This window comes from Simplicispira sp. GW247-4R2A (assembly GCF_059424465.1).
Genome location: NZ_JBWKZM010000017.1, coordinates 34,237 through 54,785 on the forward strand (window position 1 = coordinate 34,237; position 20,549 = coordinate 54,785).

At 61.1% G+C, this 20,549-nt stretch carries 14 protein-coding genes; 1 reads left to right on the forward strand and 13 read right to left on the reverse strand.

Going from position 1 to position 20,549, the window contains the following annotated elements; genetic code table 11:
- Positions 1-6 precede the first annotated feature (6 nt).
- The 12 genes from AC07ZH_RS12535 to AC07ZH_RS12590 form a co-directional block, all read right to left on the reverse strand.
- Complete coding sequence (locus AC07ZH_RS12535) at positions 7-381, reverse strand: hypothetical protein (RefSeq protein ID WP_495200026.1); 375 nt, start codon at positions 379-381, stop codon at positions 7-9.
- Entirely contained in the window at positions 378-3,749 is a 3,372-nt protein-coding gene (locus AC07ZH_RS12540) for an LPD1 domain-containing protein (RefSeq protein WP_495200027.1), read from the reverse strand. The genes AC07ZH_RS12535 and AC07ZH_RS12540 overlap by 4 nt, the downstream gene beginning before the upstream one ends.
- A gap of 11 nt (positions 3,750-3,760) precedes the next feature.
- The gene (locus AC07ZH_RS12545; RefSeq protein WP_495200028.1) at positions 3,761-4,222 is read right to left on the reverse strand and encodes a hypothetical protein; all 462 of its coding nucleotides are present in this window, start codon (positions 4,220-4,222) and stop codon (positions 3,761-3,763) included.
- Positions 4,209-5,612, reverse strand: coding sequence for a hypothetical protein (locus AC07ZH_RS12550; RefSeq protein WP_495200029.1), 1,404 nt, complete (start codon positions 5,610-5,612; stop codon positions 4,209-4,211). Before AC07ZH_RS12550 ends, AC07ZH_RS12545 begins: the two co-directional genes overlap by 14 nt.
- 18 nt (positions 5,613-5,630) lie before the next feature.
- On the reverse strand, positions 5,631-6,755 hold the full coding sequence (locus AC07ZH_RS12555; RefSeq protein WP_495200030.1) for a M23 family metallopeptidase: 1,125 nt from the start codon (positions 6,753-6,755) through the stop codon (positions 5,631-5,633).
- 9 nt (positions 6,756-6,764) lie between these two features.
- Positions 6,765-7,919, reverse strand: coding sequence for a hypothetical protein (locus tag AC07ZH_RS12560; protein ID WP_495200031.1), 1,155 nt, complete (start codon positions 7,917-7,919; stop codon positions 6,765-6,767).
- A 49-nt stretch (positions 7,920-7,968) separates the two neighbouring features.
- Positions 7,969-9,150: a hypothetical protein gene (locus AC07ZH_RS12565; protein WP_495200032.1), complete on the reverse strand. Its 1,182-nt coding sequence runs from the start codon at positions 9,148-9,150 to the stop codon at positions 7,969-7,971.
- Between the two features lie 28 nt (positions 9,151-9,178).
- Positions 9,179-9,934 (reverse strand): hypothetical protein, encoded by a 756-nt coding sequence (locus AC07ZH_RS12570; protein ID WP_495200033.1) that lies wholly within the window; start codon positions 9,932-9,934, stop codon positions 9,179-9,181.
- A gap of 9 nt (positions 9,935-9,943) precedes the next feature.
- Complete coding sequence (locus AC07ZH_RS12575; RefSeq protein ID WP_495200034.1) at positions 9,944-11,041, reverse strand: hypothetical protein; 1,098 nt, start codon at positions 11,039-11,041, stop codon at positions 9,944-9,946.
- A complete protein-coding gene (locus AC07ZH_RS12580; RefSeq protein WP_495200035.1) occupies positions 11,028-11,534 on the reverse strand; it encodes a type IVB secretion system protein IcmW in 507 nt (168 codons plus the stop codon). Before AC07ZH_RS12580 ends, AC07ZH_RS12575 begins: the two co-directional genes overlap by 14 nt.
- A 92-nt stretch (positions 11,535-11,626) precedes the next feature.
- Positions 11,627-17,047 (reverse strand): strawberry notch C-terminal domain-containing protein, encoded by a 5,421-nt coding sequence (locus AC07ZH_RS12585; protein WP_495200036.1) that lies wholly within the window; start codon positions 17,045-17,047, stop codon positions 11,627-11,629.
- Positions 17,048-17,161: 114 nt separating this feature from the next.
- Positions 17,162-18,418, reverse strand: a complete 1,257-nt coding sequence (locus AC07ZH_RS12590) for a hypothetical protein (protein ID WP_495200037.1) — start codon at positions 18,416-18,418, stop codon at positions 17,162-17,164.
- A 421-nt stretch (positions 18,419-18,839) separates the two neighbouring features.
- Between AC07ZH_RS12590 and AC07ZH_RS12595 the strand changes: the two genes are divergently transcribed.
- Positions 18,840-19,823 (forward strand): replication protein RepA, encoded by a 984-nt coding sequence (locus AC07ZH_RS12595; RefSeq protein WP_495200038.1) that lies wholly within the window; start codon positions 18,840-18,842, stop codon positions 19,821-19,823.
- 60 nt (positions 19,824-19,883) lie between these two features.
- Here the strand turns inward: AC07ZH_RS12595 and AC07ZH_RS12600 are convergent, their stop codons facing one another.
- Entirely contained in the window at positions 19,884-20,222 is a 339-nt protein-coding gene (locus tag AC07ZH_RS12600; protein ID WP_495200039.1) for an H-NS histone family protein, read from the reverse strand.
- Positions 20,223-20,549 lie beyond the last annotated feature (327 nt).

A 20,549-nucleotide genomic window follows, 5' to 3' on the forward strand; every position in this document is an offset into this window, starting at 1 on the left:
CAGGAATCAGCGGGGCGGCGCTATTTCTGCATCTCCCGCCAATTCCTTGATCCAGTGGTATCCCACGGTGAAGTCGCAGACCGTGTAGCCAGTGTCGAACCCCTGAATCTGCTCCGACAGGCTCAGCAGTTCCCGCAAGACCTCTGGCGGCGTTTCTTCCACATCCCATGAATCCGAGGCGTCCTCCAGGGCATGCAAGTGCCTTGCCTGACTGAACGGATTGCCGCCCACGTCGATGCCATCACGCATCGACGTGTAGAGCTGGCGAGCGGCCTCCTGGCCCGTGCCCTCTACCCGCTCCATCAGGCCGACGACATGCCGCAGGAACTCCGTATGAGCCTGCGGCGTCGCCACCACTGCCTTGTAGCTCTCGATCTTCATGGCCTCATGTCCTCCGTCGCCGTGACCTCATGAATCAACGTGGCCCGGTATTCGTCCATCAGCGCGTCGAAGCACGCACGCAATGCCTGCCGATCCTCGCCAGATGGATTTGGGCTCATGGTCATGTCCCCTACCCTGCGGTCATCACCAGCTCCGTACACGAGGTAGTCGCTACGCCCGCCCAGTTCCTCGATCTTGTCCTGCACATAGGCCGCGCCCGCGCGAGCGAACAGCTCCCGCGTGGTGTTCCAGTAGGGCGACGATCTCATCTTGTCCAGTTGCTCGGCATCCTTGGCAAACCGCGACGGCTTGCGCAGATCGGGGTGCCCCAGCAGTTCCTCTGGCAAGGGCAGATTGCGCTCGACGTAGGCCCTGACCGTCTGGCCCAGGCCCTCGTGCTTGCCGAAGTGCCACGCATTGCCATGCAAGGCCTTTGGCGCATCCTTGCCGAGCTGGCCGCGCCACTTCGCAACCATCTCGCTGCGCACGTCATCCGCCAAGTCGGACAGGAGGTGAAAGCCGATTACGCCGCTCTCCCCCACGAACGAACGGTAGGGGTTCTTCCCGGCCTCACCCACGATGGTGTTCACGCGCTGCTCGATCTGCCCGCGCACCGACTCCAGAACATGGGAAAGGTCGGCCATGGCCTCGCCACGCTTCTCGGGAGGTATCCTGCCCAGCCAGGACTCCGCGTTGGACTTGCTGCGGGCCGCGCCTCTGGCCGACTGCTCGGCCAGTTCCTCGGGCGTGGCGTTCCGCCAGCTCATGCGCGTTGCCAGGACGCCAAGCGCCTTGAGATGCGGCGCCTTGGACTCAGACGCATAGAGCCCGGTGCCCATGTCCACAGCCATCTTCCGGTCGAAGGCATGGAACCACTCGTGCGCAAGGCTTCCAGCGCCCTTCATCCGGGTCATGTTCATCACGAAGCGCCCAGGCTCGAAGTGCGCCAGGGCCGCACCTCTGCCGCCCGTTCCACGAGCGCCGAAGGCCACGGCCAGCTCGCCGCCGAGAGACACGTCCTTGGGCCTCAGATTCAAGGCTTGCGCCAAGTCCGCAAAGCTGTCGTAGGCCATGTTGATGACCTCCTGACGCTCTTTTTGTGGAAGCCACTCGCCGTATTCGATGGCCCTGAATCCAAACTGATCCAGCAGTTCCTCGGCAGTCACGTCTCGGCCTTCCCGCCAGTCCTCGCCAAACCGCTTGACGCTGGCGAGATGCGGGACGTGCAACTCTTTGTCCAATTCCGCCTTGCGCTTGCGCTCGGCCACCTCGGCATCAGTGGCGGTCTTGCTTTGCTTCACAAGCGCCGTCCAGGGTTCCCGGTACTCGATCCTTTGCGTCTGCGAATTCCATTCCCTGGTCGCACGCTGGATCTTCTTCTCGGCCTGCCAGATGACGTTGCTCCAAAGCACCTTCGAGGTGTCCCTTCCGAGCTGGAACCACGTATCCCCACCGTAGATCAGTTGCGATTCCCCTTCCCCGGCATACTGCTTCGCCTCGATCACCGCGTTGCCGAAATCGACTTCCGTGGTCACGCCCTCGAAAATGTCCCGGAACCTGCCGACTGCCTCGACATACTTGGCCGCGCAATCTCTCGCATCGTGGCCGGGGCGCTGCGCAGGCGCCGTGTTGATGCTGTCCTTGACCAGCTTCAACGCCATCGCCACCTTAGCGTCCATGCCGCGCTCGCGCATCGCCGCGTAGTCCAGGGGCGGCCAGATGTTCTGCTTGCTGACGTGCAGCTTGATCTCAAGGTCGTTCAACCCTGCCAGATCGTCCTGGCCCAAGGCACGCTTCGCGTAGTCCTTGCGCGCGCCGCCGATCTTCTCGCCCACGTCCACATGCTTGCGCTTGTCCGTGGCATCCAAGCGCAGGGAGCCGTCTTCGAGCACGATACTGATGCCCGCATCCTCCAGGGCCTGGACAGCACGCTCGCGCCCGTGCTCGGGGAAGCCCACGCTTTCCAGGCCGTTGCGCGTGGTCGTCGCCACTTCGAGGGCCTGGGCAACCTCTCGGGCGCGAGCGCCGCTGTAGTTCCAGTAGTCGCCCTGCTTCACGAAGCTGATAGGCGCCTTGGCCTCATCGACGGCCTTGGCCTGGGCCATGGCCGCAGCGCGCTCTGCCGCCACTTCGGCGTTGACCATCTTCTGCCACAGCAGGCGCGCGCCGAGAAGGGTATCAAGCACCTTTTCCTTGGACTCGATGCCCAGCTTCTCTGCGCTCAAGGCAAGGGCCTCATAGACCCCGTTGTCGATGGCGCCGAGCTTGCGCAGCCGCCATTCGCCGCGCTCGCTGCGCTCCAGGGCCGTTTCCGTCTCGCCGAACACTCCATCGGCCAAGTTGGAGTGGCGCTCAGCCAGCTCGTACCCCTCGGCGAAAACCGCCACCTGGCCCCACACCATGTCCGAGGATTCCTCGGCCAGCAGCTTCGGATCAGCGATCCAGGCATCCAGCCGTCCCAGTGACTCGCTCAGTTTGTCGCGGTAGGCCATGCGCTCGCGCAAGTAATCGACCACCAGGGACTGCGGATCGCCGCTTGGCTTCAACCAGAGTGCGTTTTCCGGGGAGATCGTGCGCCGCAGATCGGGCATGGCCCACACGTCGCGCAAGGCCACCACCTTGCCCTCGCCCGCCACCATGATCGGCACGGATGCCGCGTACCCGGCCCGGTGGTACTCACCCTCTTTGAGCCCATCGGCAAGCGCTGCCGCCTCTGACACGTAGTACGTGACCAGCGCGTCATCCCGGTAGCCCAACATGCTCGCCTGGAGCGCGAGGGCCACAGGAATCGTCTTGTCCCTGTCCTCGCGTTTCAGGCCCAGGCCTGCGTCTTCAAGGGCCTGCGTGATGGGCACAGGCCTCTCGCCCTGGCCCCATGGGCTCTGGTTTGGCACCCACGCCCCTATGGAGTCGTTCACCATTGCCTTGCGCAGCCGTTCCCAGCGTGCCTCGTAGCCAAGAAAATCCTCGCTGGCCACAAGAACGCGATCCAGCGGCATGTCCACCACATCACTCGCCGACAGCCCAGGCATGACGGCCTGCAACTCGGACAGCTTGATGCTGTCCCGCACAGCCTCTGCCGCGAAGGTCGGGTACTCGGCACCGTGCTGGTCGAAGTCCTCGCGCGTGCCGGACGCCAGCCGGGTCGGCTTCATCTCGCTGAACCCGAGATCGGCCAGCGCGGCGTAGAACCGCGCCGGGGTGAATCGTTCCTCTACCGAGGGATCGAGAACCTGCGCAATGCGCCGCTGCGCGGCCCAGTCCCTGGAGTGCCGCATTTCGAGCCGCAAGACGGTGCGCGAGCGCGCATCCGACTTGGGCAGCACAGACAACTTGGCACCAAAGCGGGATAAATCAAACCACCTCATCTACCCCTCCCTTAAAGCACGGCTGTCAGACGCTCGCTTACCTCTTTGGCAACCAGCATCAAGCCGCGCAACTCGGCGATGGAGTCGAGGAAATCCGGTGCGCTTACCGGCTTCCCGCCCAGGTGCGCGGCCTCCACCAGCCATTCACCGCCGTTTTCGTTCATGGAGGCCACCAACCCGCCCAAGTACCTGTTCTTGTCGCCACGAACCACGCGCTCAACAACAAGGCGATGCCCACCATCCCGGACTGCGTTGACGGTCACATGCACGCGCTCGTCGCCCTGGCCGTACACAAGGAAGATGCTGCTGAAAGCGCCTTCTTCGGCCTCGCTGCCGAATGCCAGCGCAGCGCCAAGGACGGCGCCCAGGCAAACGGCAACCCCACTGTCGCCACCCAGGCCGAAATCAGCGGCGCTGGCACGCAACAACGCGATGCCAGGGAACCTCGCACGGTCTTGTTCAAGGGGCAGCATGCTCGGCCCCCCCTCCAAAGACCTTCTGGCGCACGGCCTGCAAAACCTCTTTGATGCGCTCGATGATGGCCTGAACCGCAGCCCTCAACCGCTCGGCATGCGATTCCGACTCGCCACCGAATACCGGCGAATCCGCAGCCTTTTCTTCCATCTTGTCCTTCGTCGCATCAATCCGGCTCTTGGCCTTCATGTGGTTTGGGTTCCCGTCCACATCGGCGCCCAGCAATTCCTCGTTGCCATGGTCGTACTGCCGAATCCAGCTCGACAGGGCCTTGTCCATCGCCACCTTGGACTGGGTAGCCTCGGGGGAAGCCGCAACCTCCTTCACGAACTTGTCGTGCAGATCGGCCCACTCCCCACCCGGCTTCATCTTCGCCATGGCATCAGGAACGGAAATCCCCGTCTTGCGCGCACGTTCCTCGATCTCGTGCCGCATCGCGGCCATCGGCGGCACCTTCCAAAAGGAATCGACGGCATTGCCGTAGTTTTCCGCCGCTTCCTCGACCTTCTTGACCCGGTACTCGGAGATCGTCGGCAGCACGGAAACCGCGTCGAACCGCTTGGCTTCCCTGGCATCCTTGATCCCCTGGCCCAGCGTGGCCGCGCCACGGCCCAGGGCACCCGCAGCAGCGCCCGCGAGCCTCACGGAGCCACCCGCCAGAGCGGCCATACCACCGATGAGTGCGCCGCCCGTGGCAAGCAGCTCGTTAGCAACAGTCCCCGTACCTGGGCCGCGCACACCGCCCTCGGCGGCTGGAGCGCCACGTCCACCAACGGACACCCCGGCGCGCAGCTCGGCACCCTTTTCCTCGCGCAGCGCGACTGCCAGCTTCTCCGAAATCTGAGAAACCGCCTTCGCGCGCGCATCCGCGTCCATGGCCTCCAGTTTCTCAATGTCCTCGTTCTTGATCCCCATCTGCCGCAGCAGCACCTTGGACAGCTCATCCAGAGGCACCTTGCCATCCTTGCCCTTGGCCTGCACCTCGGCAAGAACGTCTTCCTTGTTGATCTGCGCGGCCACGCCGGTTCTCACCTCCGTGGACTTGCTCATGCTCATACCGACATTCGCGCTCACTCCTTCATTACTCACGCCCACGTTCGCCTCGAAGCTCTTGGAGCTTTTCGAGCTAGTGAAAATATCAGCTTTCAGTTCTGTAGGCTGCGGTTGCGTAGGAAGCTGAATAACTTCTGCCTTGCCACCCGGCAAAATCCTGAACCTTGTGGAAATTTTGCCGTCCGCCTCGTTTTCCGGTTTTTCCGATGGTTTTGCAGCCTTCTCCGCAGATTCAATTTGAGCGTTGTCATTCACAACCGTTTTCGTAGGCCCGAATTTTTTAAGGCCTTTCTTTATCTTCAAACCGTCCATGTCCATATCGTTTTCACTGCTCATGGCCCGCTCCTATCGTGATTACCGCAGAGTTTGCACTGCGTTCTGCCGCACAGCGCGCTCCCGCGCCGCATCGACGGTCTTGCGCTGGGTTTCGGCCTCTTGCGCAACCAGAGTAGCCAAAAGGCCCTCCACTTTTTCTTTCTTGCGGTAGATGGCTTCCTGCATGTAATTGCTAACAGCAATTGTTTGGAGATAATCCACCCACAATGCACGAGAAGAAACCTGGGTCAGATTCTTCTGCCATTCGGCATCAATCATCCGACGCTTGGATTCCCTCGCAAGCATTTCCGAGGGAGACACGTTTTCATATTTCTCATATCTCACTCCAGGCAAAGTACCGTAGCCATCCCGGTCTGAAAGGAATTCCGTTACCGTTTTGCCCTGTGCATTTGCCTGCACCGCTACCGAGTTCGCCGCAATGGTCTGAACATCGGTATATTCAGCATTAGGCGGTGTGCCATTGGGGACGCTGCCATACAAAATCGCATATTGCGCCTTTGTATCCTTGCCCAGTACAGCGTTATCCTTCGTCGCGTCGCCGACGAACGTATATGCGTCACACATATAACCCGCTGGATCGGTCGTATATGTGCCATCGCTCTTTTGCGAATAATGGTTTTGCGCCTGGAATACCTGTTCTCGGGTCATCCCCTTCTGAACCCACTTATTCCGAGCATCATCCTTTCGCTTTACCGTGTATTCAAGGTGCAAATGTGGCCCGCTGCTGCGGCCTGTGTTGCCCGACAAGGCCACGAACTGGCCTGCCGTCACCTTGGCGCCCACGTTGATGCCATTGGCGTAGCCGCTCAAGTGCATGAACCAGACCAGATCGCCATCGGCGTTGCGGATCGCCAGGAAGTTGCCCGCCCCGTTCGGCTGGACGCTCTTGTAGGCCACCGTTCCATCGAAAGGCGAATACAACTGCGTGCCCACCGCTGCCCGCAAATCCTGCCCGCCGTGACCGCCGCCCTTGCCGCCGTTGTAGTACGAGCGCCATGTGCCAAAGCGGCTTGTTGCGGACATCCCGCCGCCGCCCTTGGTAGGGTCGATAGCGCACGAGGCGGCGGAAGCCGCCTGCGGCACCGCGATGGCACCAAGAGCCGCAGCCACCCCAAGAAAAGCAAGCCGCTTGAATGCCTTCATAGCCACTCCTTACGACCCCAGCTTGCTCGTCGCCGTCTGCCGCACCGCCGAGTCGGCTGCGGCATTCGCCTTGCGGGACTGCGACTTGAGCTTGGCGGCAACCGCACTCGCCAACTGCGCCTCCATGCGCTCCCATTGACGGTACTGGCGTTCTTGCAGCGACAAGTCCAGCGCCTTGATCTTGAGCAGTTCAACCATCGCGCCACGGTCGTTCTGCGCAGCCATCACGCGCGCCCAGGTCTGGTATTCCGGCGTGTTGCCCGCGTAGCGCTTGACCTCGGTTTCGTACTGCTTCGACAGCGGCAAATCGCCGTGGCCGTGCTCACCATCCTGGCCGCTCGTGGTTTCGAGCTGAATTTGCTTGAGCGAGGCCAGCGCGCTGCTGCGCACTGCATCCTTCTGCATCTTGGCCTGCTGGTACGAGGCAGCGACCTCGGAGCTACCGGCGCCCTGCGGCACCTCACCGTCCGGCAGGCCCGACAGGTTGTTGATAAAGGCCGACTTCGCCTTGGTCAAATCTTCCTCGTTCGCCGTGGGCTTGAACAGCGTTGCCACGGACAAACTGGCCCCCGGCAAACTGCCCTCTGCGGCGCACAGGCCGGAGTCAGCCTGATCCTTGGTGCAGAACAGCGCGTTGTGCTGCTCCAGCATTTCCTTTTGCGCCAACACGGGGTTGGCGAAGCGGCCCGGTGCCGCCTGCACGTCCGTGCGCACCGCAGCCGCCGCCATGCCGTTCAAATCGGACTCGGCACGCGAAATGCCGAGACGGCCCTGGAACACATAGCACGGCGAGTAGCCCTGCCCGAAGTCGCCGCCGTACTCGAAGCGGGCCTTCTTCACGCGCTCGGCCTGAGACAGTGCGTTGAGGCTCACCGCGATGTTCTGGTTCGTGTTGCGCAGGCCATCGGAAATCTGGTTGGCCGATACCGCCTTTTGCTTGGTCAAGATGGCGACCGCGCTAATCAGACGCTCGCTCTGAAACCAGAGCTGGGCCGACAGCGCGGCGTCCAGCGCCGTGATCGTGCCGGTGATCGTCGTTGCCGACCACGCGAAGGCCGGATACACCCATGCCTCCTGATACTGCGGCGGGCAGTACGCATAGGCTGTCACGGCGACCGTCAGGCCCGTCACGCCCACGAGCAGGCGGCGTTGGGCGCGCGACATGGTGCCGGTTTTCGCCGGGGAGCTTGTTCTCTTACGCATACCGTGACCCTTATGGCTTCACCGCCTGGGCGGCGGTCTGTTTCAGGACGGCCTGATGCTTGCGATCCACATCCGCCTGCATCTCGTCCGTGCTGCTGAGCACCAGTGCCGCCAGATTCGCCTCAAGGCGCTGGCCCTGCTCGTATTGCTTGTGACGCATCCAGACCTCCAGGCCAGCCATCTTGGTAGCCTCAACGATCAGGCCGCGCGTCGTTTGCGCGGCCATGGACGATGACCACTGCTGCGCTTCCTTGCCGCCGAAATACTGGTTCACGCGCAGCTTCATCATCTCGTTCGGCGACTTGCCCTGGAACTCATCGGTGCGCGTGTTGTTCGCGTCGATCATCGCCAGGGAATACGCGGGAATCGACAACAGCGAGTCCTTGCGGTTCTTCTCGAACAGGTAGGCCTGTCCGGCAGGAGATTTCCCTGCATCACTGCTGATCTTTTCGTCGGGATCGCCCACCACATTCTGGATGAATGCCTTGCGTGCCAGCGCTTCGTCGCTGTCGGCGCTCACCCCCGTGAACAGGAGGCCCGCGTTCGTGTCGCCGCCAGGAACCGTCCCAAGCGTGCAAAGGCCTGCCGATGCCTCCGATGGCGTGCAGAACTTGCTGCGGTGCATGTCCAGTCGGTTCGCCATCGCCGACACCCGTGACTGCACCATCGTTCCCGGCGCCGCGTCGAGTTGGCTCACCAACCTGCGCGCCGATCCGGGCGCATCATCGAATGCCTTGTCCAGCGTCCGATTGCGCACGATGGTGCCGCAGGCGTCATAGCCTTGCCCTGTCGTGGGCGAATAGTCGAGGTAGGCCTTGACGGTGGCATCGTTGATGCGCTGCGCACGCACAGCGTTCACCAACGTCTGTCCCGCATTGCGCGTGGCGTCAACCACCTGATTGGCCGACACACCCTCCTGCTTCGTGGCCACCGCCACCGCAGAGATCAACTGCTCGAAGCGCAGTTGGCTTTGCGCCATGAACAGGGCTTGGAAGGCCGCAAGCTGGGCCACCACGGCGCTTGTCAGCGCCGAGATCATGCCGATAGTCCAGGCCTCGGCAGGCCCGCCGCCGTACAGCGCACCATAGGCCACGCCCGACACGAGCAAACTGCCCGCCACCGCCGTGACGACGATGGCCCGCTTGCTGCCGAGCATCGTTGCCAGGGCCGTTTGCACCAGATGCCGTTTCACGGCATGTCGATCTCGTTTTCGCATATCCCTACTCCAAGACTGTCGAGCGGCGCATGCTCACTTGCCCGACAAGGCTTTCAGCAACCATCGAACCGATGGCCGTGTCCCGCATGTTCTGCAACCGGGCAGAGGCGCACGCCTCGGATTTGCAGTTGATCCCACTGGGCGCTCTGGTATCCACCACGTTCGTGATGTAGTTGAATGCCGCCAGCTCCACATCGGGCGTCATGGTCTGCTCGCCGAACGGCCCTGAGTACGAGGCATCCCACGCCTGCATGCCGTTTGGTTTCACCTCGCACAATCCCTGCTTGGCCTCGGACACGGAGCAAAAAAGCTCCCTGTGCTGTGCCAGCACGTCCCGATCCGCCACCGCCCGCGAGTCCGTCGAGGCGATGGCGAAGTTGGAGACAAACTCGCGCGTGTTCTTGGACGCCTGATTGAAGACCTCCACCTGCACCCTGCGGTCAAACTGCGCATCGCACTTGAGCAGCATCGGCTGGCCGAGCGTCGGGTCGTAGTTCTGCACCACTTCCCGCACGCGCTCAGAGGTCATCAGCGCGCCCATTGCCACCGCAAGCTGCTTGCGCGTGTTGACTTCCGCATCACTGATCTGGTTGGCAGCAACTGCGTTCTGCTTCACCTGGATCGCCAGCGCGCTCACCTCGCGCTGCATGGTCTGGAACCATGCAAGCACCGTGGCCCAGCCCGCATGAGCCTCGGCAGAGAGGCCGACAAGGGCGACGAGAGCCACCACCCTCGCCTTTCTGATTGCAGCCTTTTTCATGCCTCAGCCTCACTGGAACAGGTTGCTGAGCTTCTGCGTCAAGGTCTGGTTCTGCTGCGTCTGAGTGGTGGTGCCACCGAACACCGCAGACGAACCAGACGACGAGGCCTGCGCCGACTTCGCGCCGCCGCTGCCCAGCAGGGCATTGATCTGGTTTTGCAGCGACGTGATCTGGTTCTGGATGTTGTTCACGTTCTGCTGCGCGGCTTGCAGCGCCGTAGCCTGCGACGAGCACGAACCTCCACCGACCTGCTGGCAGTAGTTGTAGGCCTGCTGAGCCTGCCCCAGCGCGTCCTGAGCAGGGCCAAGGGAGGCCTGCACCTGACCGAGCTGCTGCGTCAACTGCTGCACCTGGGTGTAGCTCCCCGAGCCCTGATCGCCGCCACCCGTGGAGTCGCCCACCGGGGTCTGCGGGTTGTTGGCGAAGGGCTGGCCGGTCGTGTACGTGCCGGACGAGCCGATGTTGTAGTTCGAGCCGAGGTTCGGATCGAGCATCGTCAGGCCGCCGCCGTTGTTCAGGTTCGCACTCAGGCCGTTGAGCGCGCCGATGTACTGGTTCGCCTGACCGATGGCCTGGTTGATCGGGCCTGTCACCATGCCCGTCACCTTCGCCACGGCAGAGCAAATTTTCTTCTTCGCGTACTGCAACACCGCGTTCTGCGCGGCGGAAATGATCGTTGCGAGCGACGGGATCGCAAAGGACAGGTCGATCAACGAGCTGAGGCCCGCGAAGCAGTCCGCATTCACGTCGAAAAGCTGCTCCACGTTTGGCGACGCCGAGGCCAGCTCCAGATGCGCCTTGAGCGACATATTGATGGCGTGGCCGACCGTACCCTCCTTGTCGCCCTTCGCGCAGTCCTCGGCGTCCTGGCGCATCTGCGCCGTGATCGCCGACTCCTGATCGGACAGCAACGTGCTGGACGGATCGCTGTACGATCCACCGCCGCCCGTGCCGCCCGCCGACAGCGCATAGCCGCCCGCCAACAGGGACAGGCCCAGGACGGTGCCAGCGATGAACCGCTTATCCCCGAAAAACTCCTTGACGCCGCCCACCCAGCTTTGACGGGAAACAGCCATCGGAACATTCATCGCATCAGCGCTTGCCATTTTCGACCCCCATGATTGACTTGATACGCTCAAGCCGAGAACTAGAAAAAATTTCGCCGATCAGTTGGGCCTTTGTGAAAGCCTCAAGCCGTCGCCGCACAACCAAAACCAACCGATCATTTGTCGTTGCTTCGCCAAGCAGCTTTTCAAGTTGATTGCCCAGTTCTTCGTTCTGCTCGCTCGCCCGCTTGAGCAGGTACAGGCATCGGCTCGACCGCATGCCGCCGAGCAGTTCGAGAAATTCACGCGGCGCGGCATGAAGACTGCTCATGCCACCCGCATTCAGGAAGGACTGCAACTGGGTCACGAACGCCTTGATCTCCAGCGCATTCGGGGCCTCGTCTTCCTTGAAATCGACAGCCCACCCGTCCACGCCATCAATGCGAAGCAGAAACGCCAGCATTCGCGCGCTCTGCGTAGAGCGCGCGAAGCTGGACATGATTGCGTAACCACTGAGGTCAACAGGCGCCGTCGCGCCGCCAACTTCCGCCATAAATCACCTTAAATCAACTTGCCATTGTCGAAGTTGTCAAAAAAACGTCGTTTCGATATTTTGACACCACTTGCCCTATTGCGCCATCAGTTTCATCCCATGGAAGCCACAGCGACTGCATCACGCGACGCCGTGTTTTGCGCCTCGATCCGGTTCTGCTGCTGCAACTGCTTGACGATCTCCAGATCGAGCCCGCTGACATAGAACCGCCCCACATGGTTGCCGCTCGACAATCGTTTCAGCAGTTCGGGCAGCTTGCCCTCGTCGAAAGTACAGCTCATGGTCTTGCGGTTGCCCGCCAGGGTGAGCCGCAGGCTGTCTGGCGAGGTCTTGGCCCCAACGTCGAAAATCCGCGCGTCTGCCATCAACCGCCCAGCCGCCGACTTAGTTCCAGGCAGGCGCATCGTGAACTGCCCAGGCGAGCGGCGCGCAATCGAGATGCCGCCGTCTTCCGGCCCGTCCATCACCGCGTTGTTGTAGATCAGCAGCTCCGCGCACGGCTTGTAGCCCTTGTCGGGCCGCGCCTCGTGCTTGGCGTCCACGGCGTGGATGTACTGCATCACGTCGTCGGCATCCATGCCCATGGGCATCGACTTGATTTTGTCCGCCGAAATGTGCGATTTCACCAGCACCGCGCGCTGCCGGTTTCCATGCTCGTCGGTGTAGAGGATCGGGTGGCCCAGGCCGTTGTTGCTCGCCAGCTCGACGCTGCGGAAGATGTTGCCGCTGAGCACGGTCGCCGAGCGCGTAACCATGCCATCCGGCGCATCGTTGTAGCCCGACATGATCTTGTCGAACTCGCGCTTGACCCAGCTCTGGATACCGTGGTCAGGCTTGTCGGGTTGGATGCGCATCGACAGGTTCTCGCTCAGGAACTTGTCTTGGTTGAACAAGGTTGCCAGTGAGATCGTCTTGGGCCGACTCTCGCCGGGGAACACGACGCGCATCCGGTATTCGCCCAGTCTGGTCAATTGATCTGCCGTCCTGGGCAGGGACACATCCGTCACGTAGCCTTTGAGCGTGCCCTTGATCTGGTCATCAAACTCCACCAGCGTACCTGGGAGCATCTGCTGCCAGCCGCGCAGCAGGTAGCGCATGCGCGTGTCGGCCCGCTTCGCGCTACTGGCCTTCTCGTTCTTGAGCGCGTCATCCAAGGCAACCGCCCGCCCTTCCACCGCCTCGCGCAGATCGTCCGGGAGCTGCTTGTGGATGAAGGCCTCTGCCGCCGCGCCCAAGGCCTCCCGGAACTTCAAGCGGTTCGCCACGCCGTCATCGCCCTCGCCGAAGCCCTGGAGGTAGTCGGTATTGCCCGCCCGGATCATTTCGAGCAGCTTGGCCTCACGGATCGGAACGACTTCTTCCTGATAGTGCAGGTTCACGATCTTCACGGGCTCATCGAACGTGGAGGACGTGATTTTCAGAGTCGGGCTCACCAATTCTTCCTCGGAAGCAACACGGGCATTCCACTCGTACACCTCCACCTTGAACGGGTTGATGCCGCGCTGCTCCAGTTCCTCCACCTTGTCCGCAAAACGCTGCGAAAGGGTGCCAAGGATTTCTTCTTGCTTGGCTACAGGAACCATCACCAGCCTGCCCATCAGCTTGTTGATGTACGGGCAGTCCTGGCTGCGCCTGTCCAGCGCATCCTCGTCCGTGGGCAGATCAATATCGAGATCGCGGGCCACGCTCGGGTTCTCGACCAGCCATTCCAGCGCGATCTGATCGCCCAGGTCATTGAGCAGATCGAGGTCTTCCCCCTCGATGTTCGCGTTGTCGCGGTTGCTGGTCGTGTTGGCGGACAGCCTGCGCAACTTGGCGTTGTGCATCATGGTCAGGCGCGACTCGGCAGGCAGGCACGTCTCCAGCGTGCGCATGATCGGATGACACACCTGATCGCGCCGGTTGACCCGTCCCATCCATTGCAGGAACTCGGCGATGTTCGCCGCCTTTTGCGCGACGATGAATTCGCGCTGCCGAATATCGGAGTCAGCAAAGCGGTTCGTCGCATGCAGCGAGATGCCCGTGGAACCTGCGCGCGTGATCGTGATGCAGTCGTAGGTGCCGTTCTGATACCCGGCCACGTTCGCCACGGCGTTCGCCTTCTTGTGTTCCTCCGGCACCCACCGCCCGCCGTTCAACTCCTTGTGCAGCGACATGGTGCGCCCCGACACCTCGGTCGGCTCGTAGCCGTGTTCGCGCAGCCGCTGGTTCACCACGTCCAGGGCACTCAGCGGCATGTCGGGCAGTTCGCGGATCAGCTCCCGAAGGGCTTCTTCTTCTTCCTCGTACTGCTCGCTGGAGGGTCGGTGCGTGGCGTATTGTCCGTAGCGCTCCATCACCTTGATGACGCCGATTCGATCCAGCATCACCTCCAGCAAGTCGCGGAACTGTGGTGGCTTCTCCAGCTTCACGGAAGCCATCTGCGCATCGACTTGCTGCTTGATGGAATCCAGGCGCTCCTGTGCAGCGGCTTTGTCGTCGCCAGGATCGGCCTTGAGTTGTTCCATTTCATCGAGCAGCTCGGCGACACCGGCACGGCGCGCGATCACCTCGCGCAGCAGGCTCTCGCCCGTGTTCTCCACGGCAATGACCGGCTTACGGCCCTGCTGCAAGGCTTCCACCGCAGCGTCAGCGGCCTCATCGACCACCAGCGATAGCAGGAACTGCCGGTTGATGTTGTAGAGCCGCGAGCCGAAATTCATGCTCGTGGCCTGCATGCGCATGCCCTGGCGCTCCTTCTCGGGAATCTCCTCAAGCTGCTTTTTGAAGTCCTTGTTGAGCGAGTTCACCTCGCGGCTCACGTCGCCCGACAGATAGGACATGCGGCTCAGGATTTGAGCCACCTTGTCGCTGACCTCGCGGTTGAACCGCGCGCGGTCAATCGACGGCTCGCGCGAAGCGAATTCCAGCTTGGACAAGTCCAGCTCGCGGCGAATGAACACGCCATCGCGGGCCATGTTGGAGCTGATCGCCTCCATCAAGGCCTCGCCGCCAGCTTTCAGCGTGTCCGGCAGGCTCGCCAGATCGACCGACTTCGGGAACATGCGCCCGTAGATGTGGAAGTTCGCCACCCCCTTGAAGGGAGTCGCGGACGCATAGACCACGCCATCCGTCTCGGACAAGGCTGCGCCGATGGTCGTGCTGATGTTGGACTCGCCTGCGGCGACGTGTGCCTCATCCACCACGAACGCGGTTCCCTGGCGCGCGATCTCGGCCAGGAACCCTGCCTTGCGGTTGATCTCCGGCCTGCGCTGGAACTGCGAATAGGTGGCAAGCACCAGATCGGTTCCCTCCGGCAGCACCCCCGCATCGAGAGCAGCCTTGCGCGCACCCGATGACGTGGCCGCGTGCAGCACATCGGAGCCAGAACCGAACTGCATCACGCTCACGGCTTCATTGAAGATGAACGGCTGCGTGAACAGGTGATCGCTGTCTATGTCCTTGAGGTCACGAAAAATGTCGGTGAACAGCTCGGGCTTGAGCGTCAAGAACACCGGCACTTTGCCCTCCAGCTTCGCGTAGCGCAGCATGGCCGCGCAGAAGCGGCCTTTGCCGAAGCCCGTGAAATCACTGTTCGTGAAGGCACGGCCAGCGTCCATCTTCGAGATCGCAAGGCCCAGGGCATCTACCTGCTCGGGGGAGAAGAAGCTGCCCAGTTCGTCAGTGCGGTACTGGAGTTTCTGCGCAACGTAGTCGTCTATCGGGCCGACCTTTGTTTCCAGATCGGCCAGGGCCGCGTATGTCGCGCCTGCAAGGTTGATCGGCACCATCCCTGTCGGCGGCGCCACCTTGGACGCCGACTGGTAGGGAGCTTGATACTCGTTCACCTTGCGCTCGGGTGCTGGCCTTGCCACCTTCACGGGCTGGCCCGTGGCCGTGGCATCGGCCACCGCAGCGGCGGGCACCGGCTCGGCGGGCACCGGCTCGGCAGGTTCAGGCTCGGCAGGTTCAGGCTCGGCAGGTTCAGGCTCAGGCTGATCGCCCGAGGCCTCGGCCTGGGCAACGGCCTCGACCACGGCCACGGGGTATTTCTGCACGATGGCCTCTGCCCAGTCCCAGGCCTCGGCATAGGTGCGCAGCACCGGCAGGCGCTCTGGAACGTCCGCCGTGACCGGCACCTCGCGTTTTTCGCCAACCACGAACATGCGCACGTTGGCCCCGGCACCCTGCTTCGCGTACATGCGCCCATCCAGCTCGACCGCACCCAGGACGTTGTAGTGGTCGTACACATACTCCATGAAGGACTTGGAGCCACCCCGAATCTCACCGGGGTTGCGCTGCTCGTCGGCGCCGAGGATCAGCACGGAGCGGCCCTCCGGCTTGCGCGCCTCCAGGGTCTTGAGGGCGATGTAGTAGTCGGCCCGCCGCACACGCGGCAGCTTGTCGAAAGGCCGATCACGATCCATAGCGCCAAAGGGCGGGTTCGTGATCGTGTAGTCGAACCCTTCGGGCTGATCCAGGGATCGCCGGTAGCTCAGCTCAAGGGCATCGCCCACCACCACTTTCTCGCAGTCGTTCGCCTTCAACACATTCGCGCGCTTGCTGTCCAGTTCGATGGCGAAGACACGGGCCTGCTTTCCCACCAAGGTGAGCAGCCCGCCGTTGCCTGCCGTGGGCTCCATGATGGTCTTACCACGGAACTCGTCGTTGCCGACCAGCAACCGCTGGGCCACAACGCCCATCGGCAGCGGCGTTGAATACTGCTGGAGTGCGATCGACTCGGCTGTGCGCATGCGTGCCACGGGCAGGCCGTTGTAGTAGTCCTCTGCCACCGTGAGGGCCTGCCGATTGATCTTGGTGGACAAGCGACCGTTGAACGCCCGATACCCGGCAGCTTCAACGGCCTCCTGAAAGGCCCTGAGCTGCATGTCGGACACCTCGCCGTTGACGAGATGCCGGTCGAACGCGGCGCGCGTGGCGCGCTCCAGATCAGACCAGTTCATGCGTGTTCCCGCGCGGATTTCGCCGAAAAATCCGTCCGCGCAATCAGCCAGCGACTGCGCATCATCGGCGTACAGGAACGATCCGGCACCCAGGGAGCGGCCAGCCTTCGAGTTGGCCGCTACGACCTCAATGGAACCATCCTCTGCGGACTGCTGGATCAGCCGCCCTGTAGGCGACTCGAACACCGGGTTCCCATCCTTATTGCGCCCCAGCTTGCGCGACTGCTGCAAGGCCGTCCACAGGTTCTTGCCGATCCTCTCCTTGAAGGCGGCACGGAATTCACGCGCGATCTCGTCGCGCTCCTTGACCACCATTGGGCAGCTCGGCAACCCCAGCGCTGCGGCCAGCTCAGCGCCTTTGATGCGCTGATCTTCGCGGTCGAGGTAGTACAGACCGCGCTCGTAGGCGGGAGAACCGCGCATGCGAACAAAACCCGCACCAAGCAGCTTGTCAGCGTCGGCCTTGTCATCCATATCCAGCAGCAAGATGCGCGGCACACCATCGCCCAGCCGCTCGGCACCCACAAGAAAGCCGTGGGAAGCAAGATCAAACCATTTTGTTGTTGCCATACCAGCCTCACCATCGCGCCTTGACGGCACTTATACGACACACATACGACACAAATAGAAAGCCACCACGGCATCCATATGGCGCCGTAGTGGCTTCTTTGTGGTGCATCGGTCTTACATGCTCATTTCGTTATCGCTCGATTTTTTCTGCTTCGGTGCCTTCGGGTCTTCCGGCAGGATCGAGGTCAGGGGCATCTGCGAGTCGAACTGGGCCAACGGACTGACGCGGGGCAAATTCTCCTGCGGAGAGGCGTACACGGCATACGGCTGGCCGTTCGGATAGCGCTGGAAAGCCACCACCGTATTACCGTAGCCGCGCTCGGTCATGGTCTTGCCGCCCTCGACCTCGGTCTTCACCAGATAGTCCGCGAACTTCCGGTTATCGCGGTCTTTCAGGTAGGTCTTGGCGCTGTCCATGCCGAACTTGATGCGTTCGACGCCGACGATCTCCACATTCAGATCGCCGCCCTTGGCGCCGTAGAAGAAGTTCTCGACCTGCTCCGGTTTCATGACGTTGGATTTCGGTGGCTCATCGTCGCCCATCAGGCCTGCGACCACGGCACGCGCCAAATCGTTGTTGGCGTCCATCGACTGGATGCCCGTGGCCTTGCCTTCGCGCAACGCCTGGAAGCTGCTTGCGGCGTCCACCGGCTGCATGATGGTCTTCTCGTCGCCGTACATCGGGTCTGTGACCTTCGCCTGCTCGCGCGCCGGGAACACGCGGGCCGTAGCGACTTCCTCACCGTTGTAGAAGACGCGCATGACCGCGTGGGCATCACGCGCATGCCCATTGTCGTCCTTGATCTCCAGGGCCGATTCCATGGCCTGCTGCACATTCGAGCCATCGGCCAGAGTGGCAGTGCGCAGGAACTCCACGTAGGCATCGGCCTTGTTGCCGGAGCCTTCCTTGGGCTGGTACAGAACGATGCTGCCCACGCCCGCAGTCACCTCGGCCTCGGGCTTTGCGGCCATGGTTTGCGGCCAGTGCGCACGGTACTGCTTCATGCCGTCCTCGCTGACGCCCAGCGGGCGGGCACCATCGAACGCGATCAGCTTGATCTTGCCCTGTGCCTTCTCGGCCAGGGTTTCGCGGCGGTTCTCGCCTTCATAAGACTGCCGCAGCTTGGCCTCGTTCGCCTGCGGCAGATCGGACATGCGTTCCTCGATGGTGCTCAGCCGCACCATCACCTTTTCCTCGGGATTCGTGATCGAACGACCGATAGCCCATTCGTCTCCACCCGTGCGCGAGAGCTGGAACCGCTCCACCTCCATGAACACGCGCTCATCGTACACACGGCGCTCGCGCTGCGCGGGCGCTTGCTGTTGCTTCAAAGCATCCTTGGCGATGGCGGGGTCAAACGTCGTGCTCATGCGGTTCTCCAATCAAAACGAGGAAAGAGTAGTGAAAGTGGCTGCAATATAGCCGCCTCGAAACTATACTGTCAACAAAAGATTGGATTTTTACGGCAACATAGCTCAAACGATCATAAAAACGTCGCTACGGTTATTTAAGTGAAATTTCAATTTTTGTAATGATCGTTTTTTCAACTTTTTTACATCTTTATGACGCGCATGTGCTACTATAGCGCCGCTTGCATGTCAATAGGAAAGGTTCGGCTTCATGGGGACACCGGCACCAACAAGCTCTGCGTCAGAGCATGAGCAGGCATGGGTAGATCGCTTCGTCAGATACGGGGGTGGCAGTGTTGACGCCGCAAAAGCGGCGTACCGCAGGAGCTATCCAGACGGCCCACCCCAACCCACCACAAGCACGTCAGCGCAAACCACTGTCGTGGCAGAAGTCCCCCCTGCATCCCCGGCGCCGCGCCCCGAAATCATTGCAATGCCTCAGCGCGCACAGGCCGTAGCCCAGCAAGAATTCGACTGGGACGCCACAGACGTGACAACCATGGGGCAGTGCCTGGAACAGCAAGCGGTAACGCAAGTAGCGCAGCCCGATCCAGTCCTCCAGCAAGAGCTTGGCTTTGTCACCTCGGCCATGGTCTTTGCAGCACTCCCGCACCGCGCAGTCAAGACGGGCATCTACAAACGCACCGACGCGATGGTCACGCTCAGCGTGATGAACGATCCTGAGATCGGCATCCCGTATGGCCGCTACCCTCGCCTGCTCCTGGCGCACATTTGCACCCTGGCGAAACGCACTGGCGAACGCCGCATTCTGCTTGGCGAAAGTCAAGCGGACTTTATTCGGCGCCTTGGTCTTAATCCCGATGGCATGGGAAAACGCGGTCAAGTTTCTCTTGTAAAAAACAGTGCTATTCAGCTTTTCACCGCTGCAATCCGCTGGAGTGAACGCGGAGATAACAAATTCAACTTCAAGAATGTCGAAGTTGCATCGCAGGGCTCACTCATCTGGACACCCCACGCCAATGCCGGAGGAATCTCCAACTACCAGTGGCAAGGTTTTATTGACCTTTCAGAATCTTTCTTCAACCAATGTGTTAAGCATTCATTTCCAATAGACCTTAATGTGGTACATGCACTCCGCTCATCCGTCGCCATCGACATTTATATCTGGCTGACATACAAGATGAATGTTCTGAGTAAACCAATAAAAATCACATGGCGTCAACTGAAATTTCAATTCGGAAGCGAGTATAGCGACGATCCTATTGGCATCAAGAATTTCCGCGCCAAGTTCTCCGCTCAATTAAAACTCGTTCTTGACCATTACAACGCCAATATCCAGGCCACATCAGAATATCTTGAGCTTCGACCTTCTAGTACCCATATTCCTCGGGTCATATCCCGATGAAGTGGGAGCACAAATAAAAAAGCGCAGTATTAACTGCGCTTTTTTATTTGCCCCGTCGATTCAGGCGGCTTCGGCAGTTATCCTGAAATCATCACGGTTCTTGCCAACCAGCCACTTCGGCGTCATCCCCCGTCCCGTCCAAGTTTTCCCGGTTTCAGGATCACGGAACTTGGGCTCGACCGCACGCTTCGCCACCGAGGCGTCAGCGCTCCCCTTGTGTGCTGCACGACCGAATATGGCCTTTGTGTCGATCCCATAGGCCTCGATAAGCCCACGCACCTTTTTGATGGCTTCCTGTTTTTCCTCGCTGGCAAGAGCCAGGATGCGCTTGCCGAGCTTGTCTTGCAGCACTCGAAGGTCTGCGAGGGACATGGTGCTCAACTGCTCATCAGAGATCATGGAATACCCTTTCAAAAAGAAAAAATACTATATCACAGGCATCACATACAAAACCTCGCCATCGAGCCTCTGGCTGTTGGTTTTTGATGAACTGTTTCATAGAAACGAGTAGAGCGGCTTTGCCGCCTCTGCCGCTTGAACTGGCCCAGCCGGTGGCCTCGCCGCTGCGCTCTACTTGTCTTCTCTAACTACTTGGATACTACTTGGGGGGTCTTCGGAACGCGCTGTAAGTTGTTGATTTATAAGGCTGGATTCTACTTCATCGGTCATCTTTTCGGATTCTACTTCATCGGCCTTTGGATTCTACTTCATCTGCCAAGTTATCCA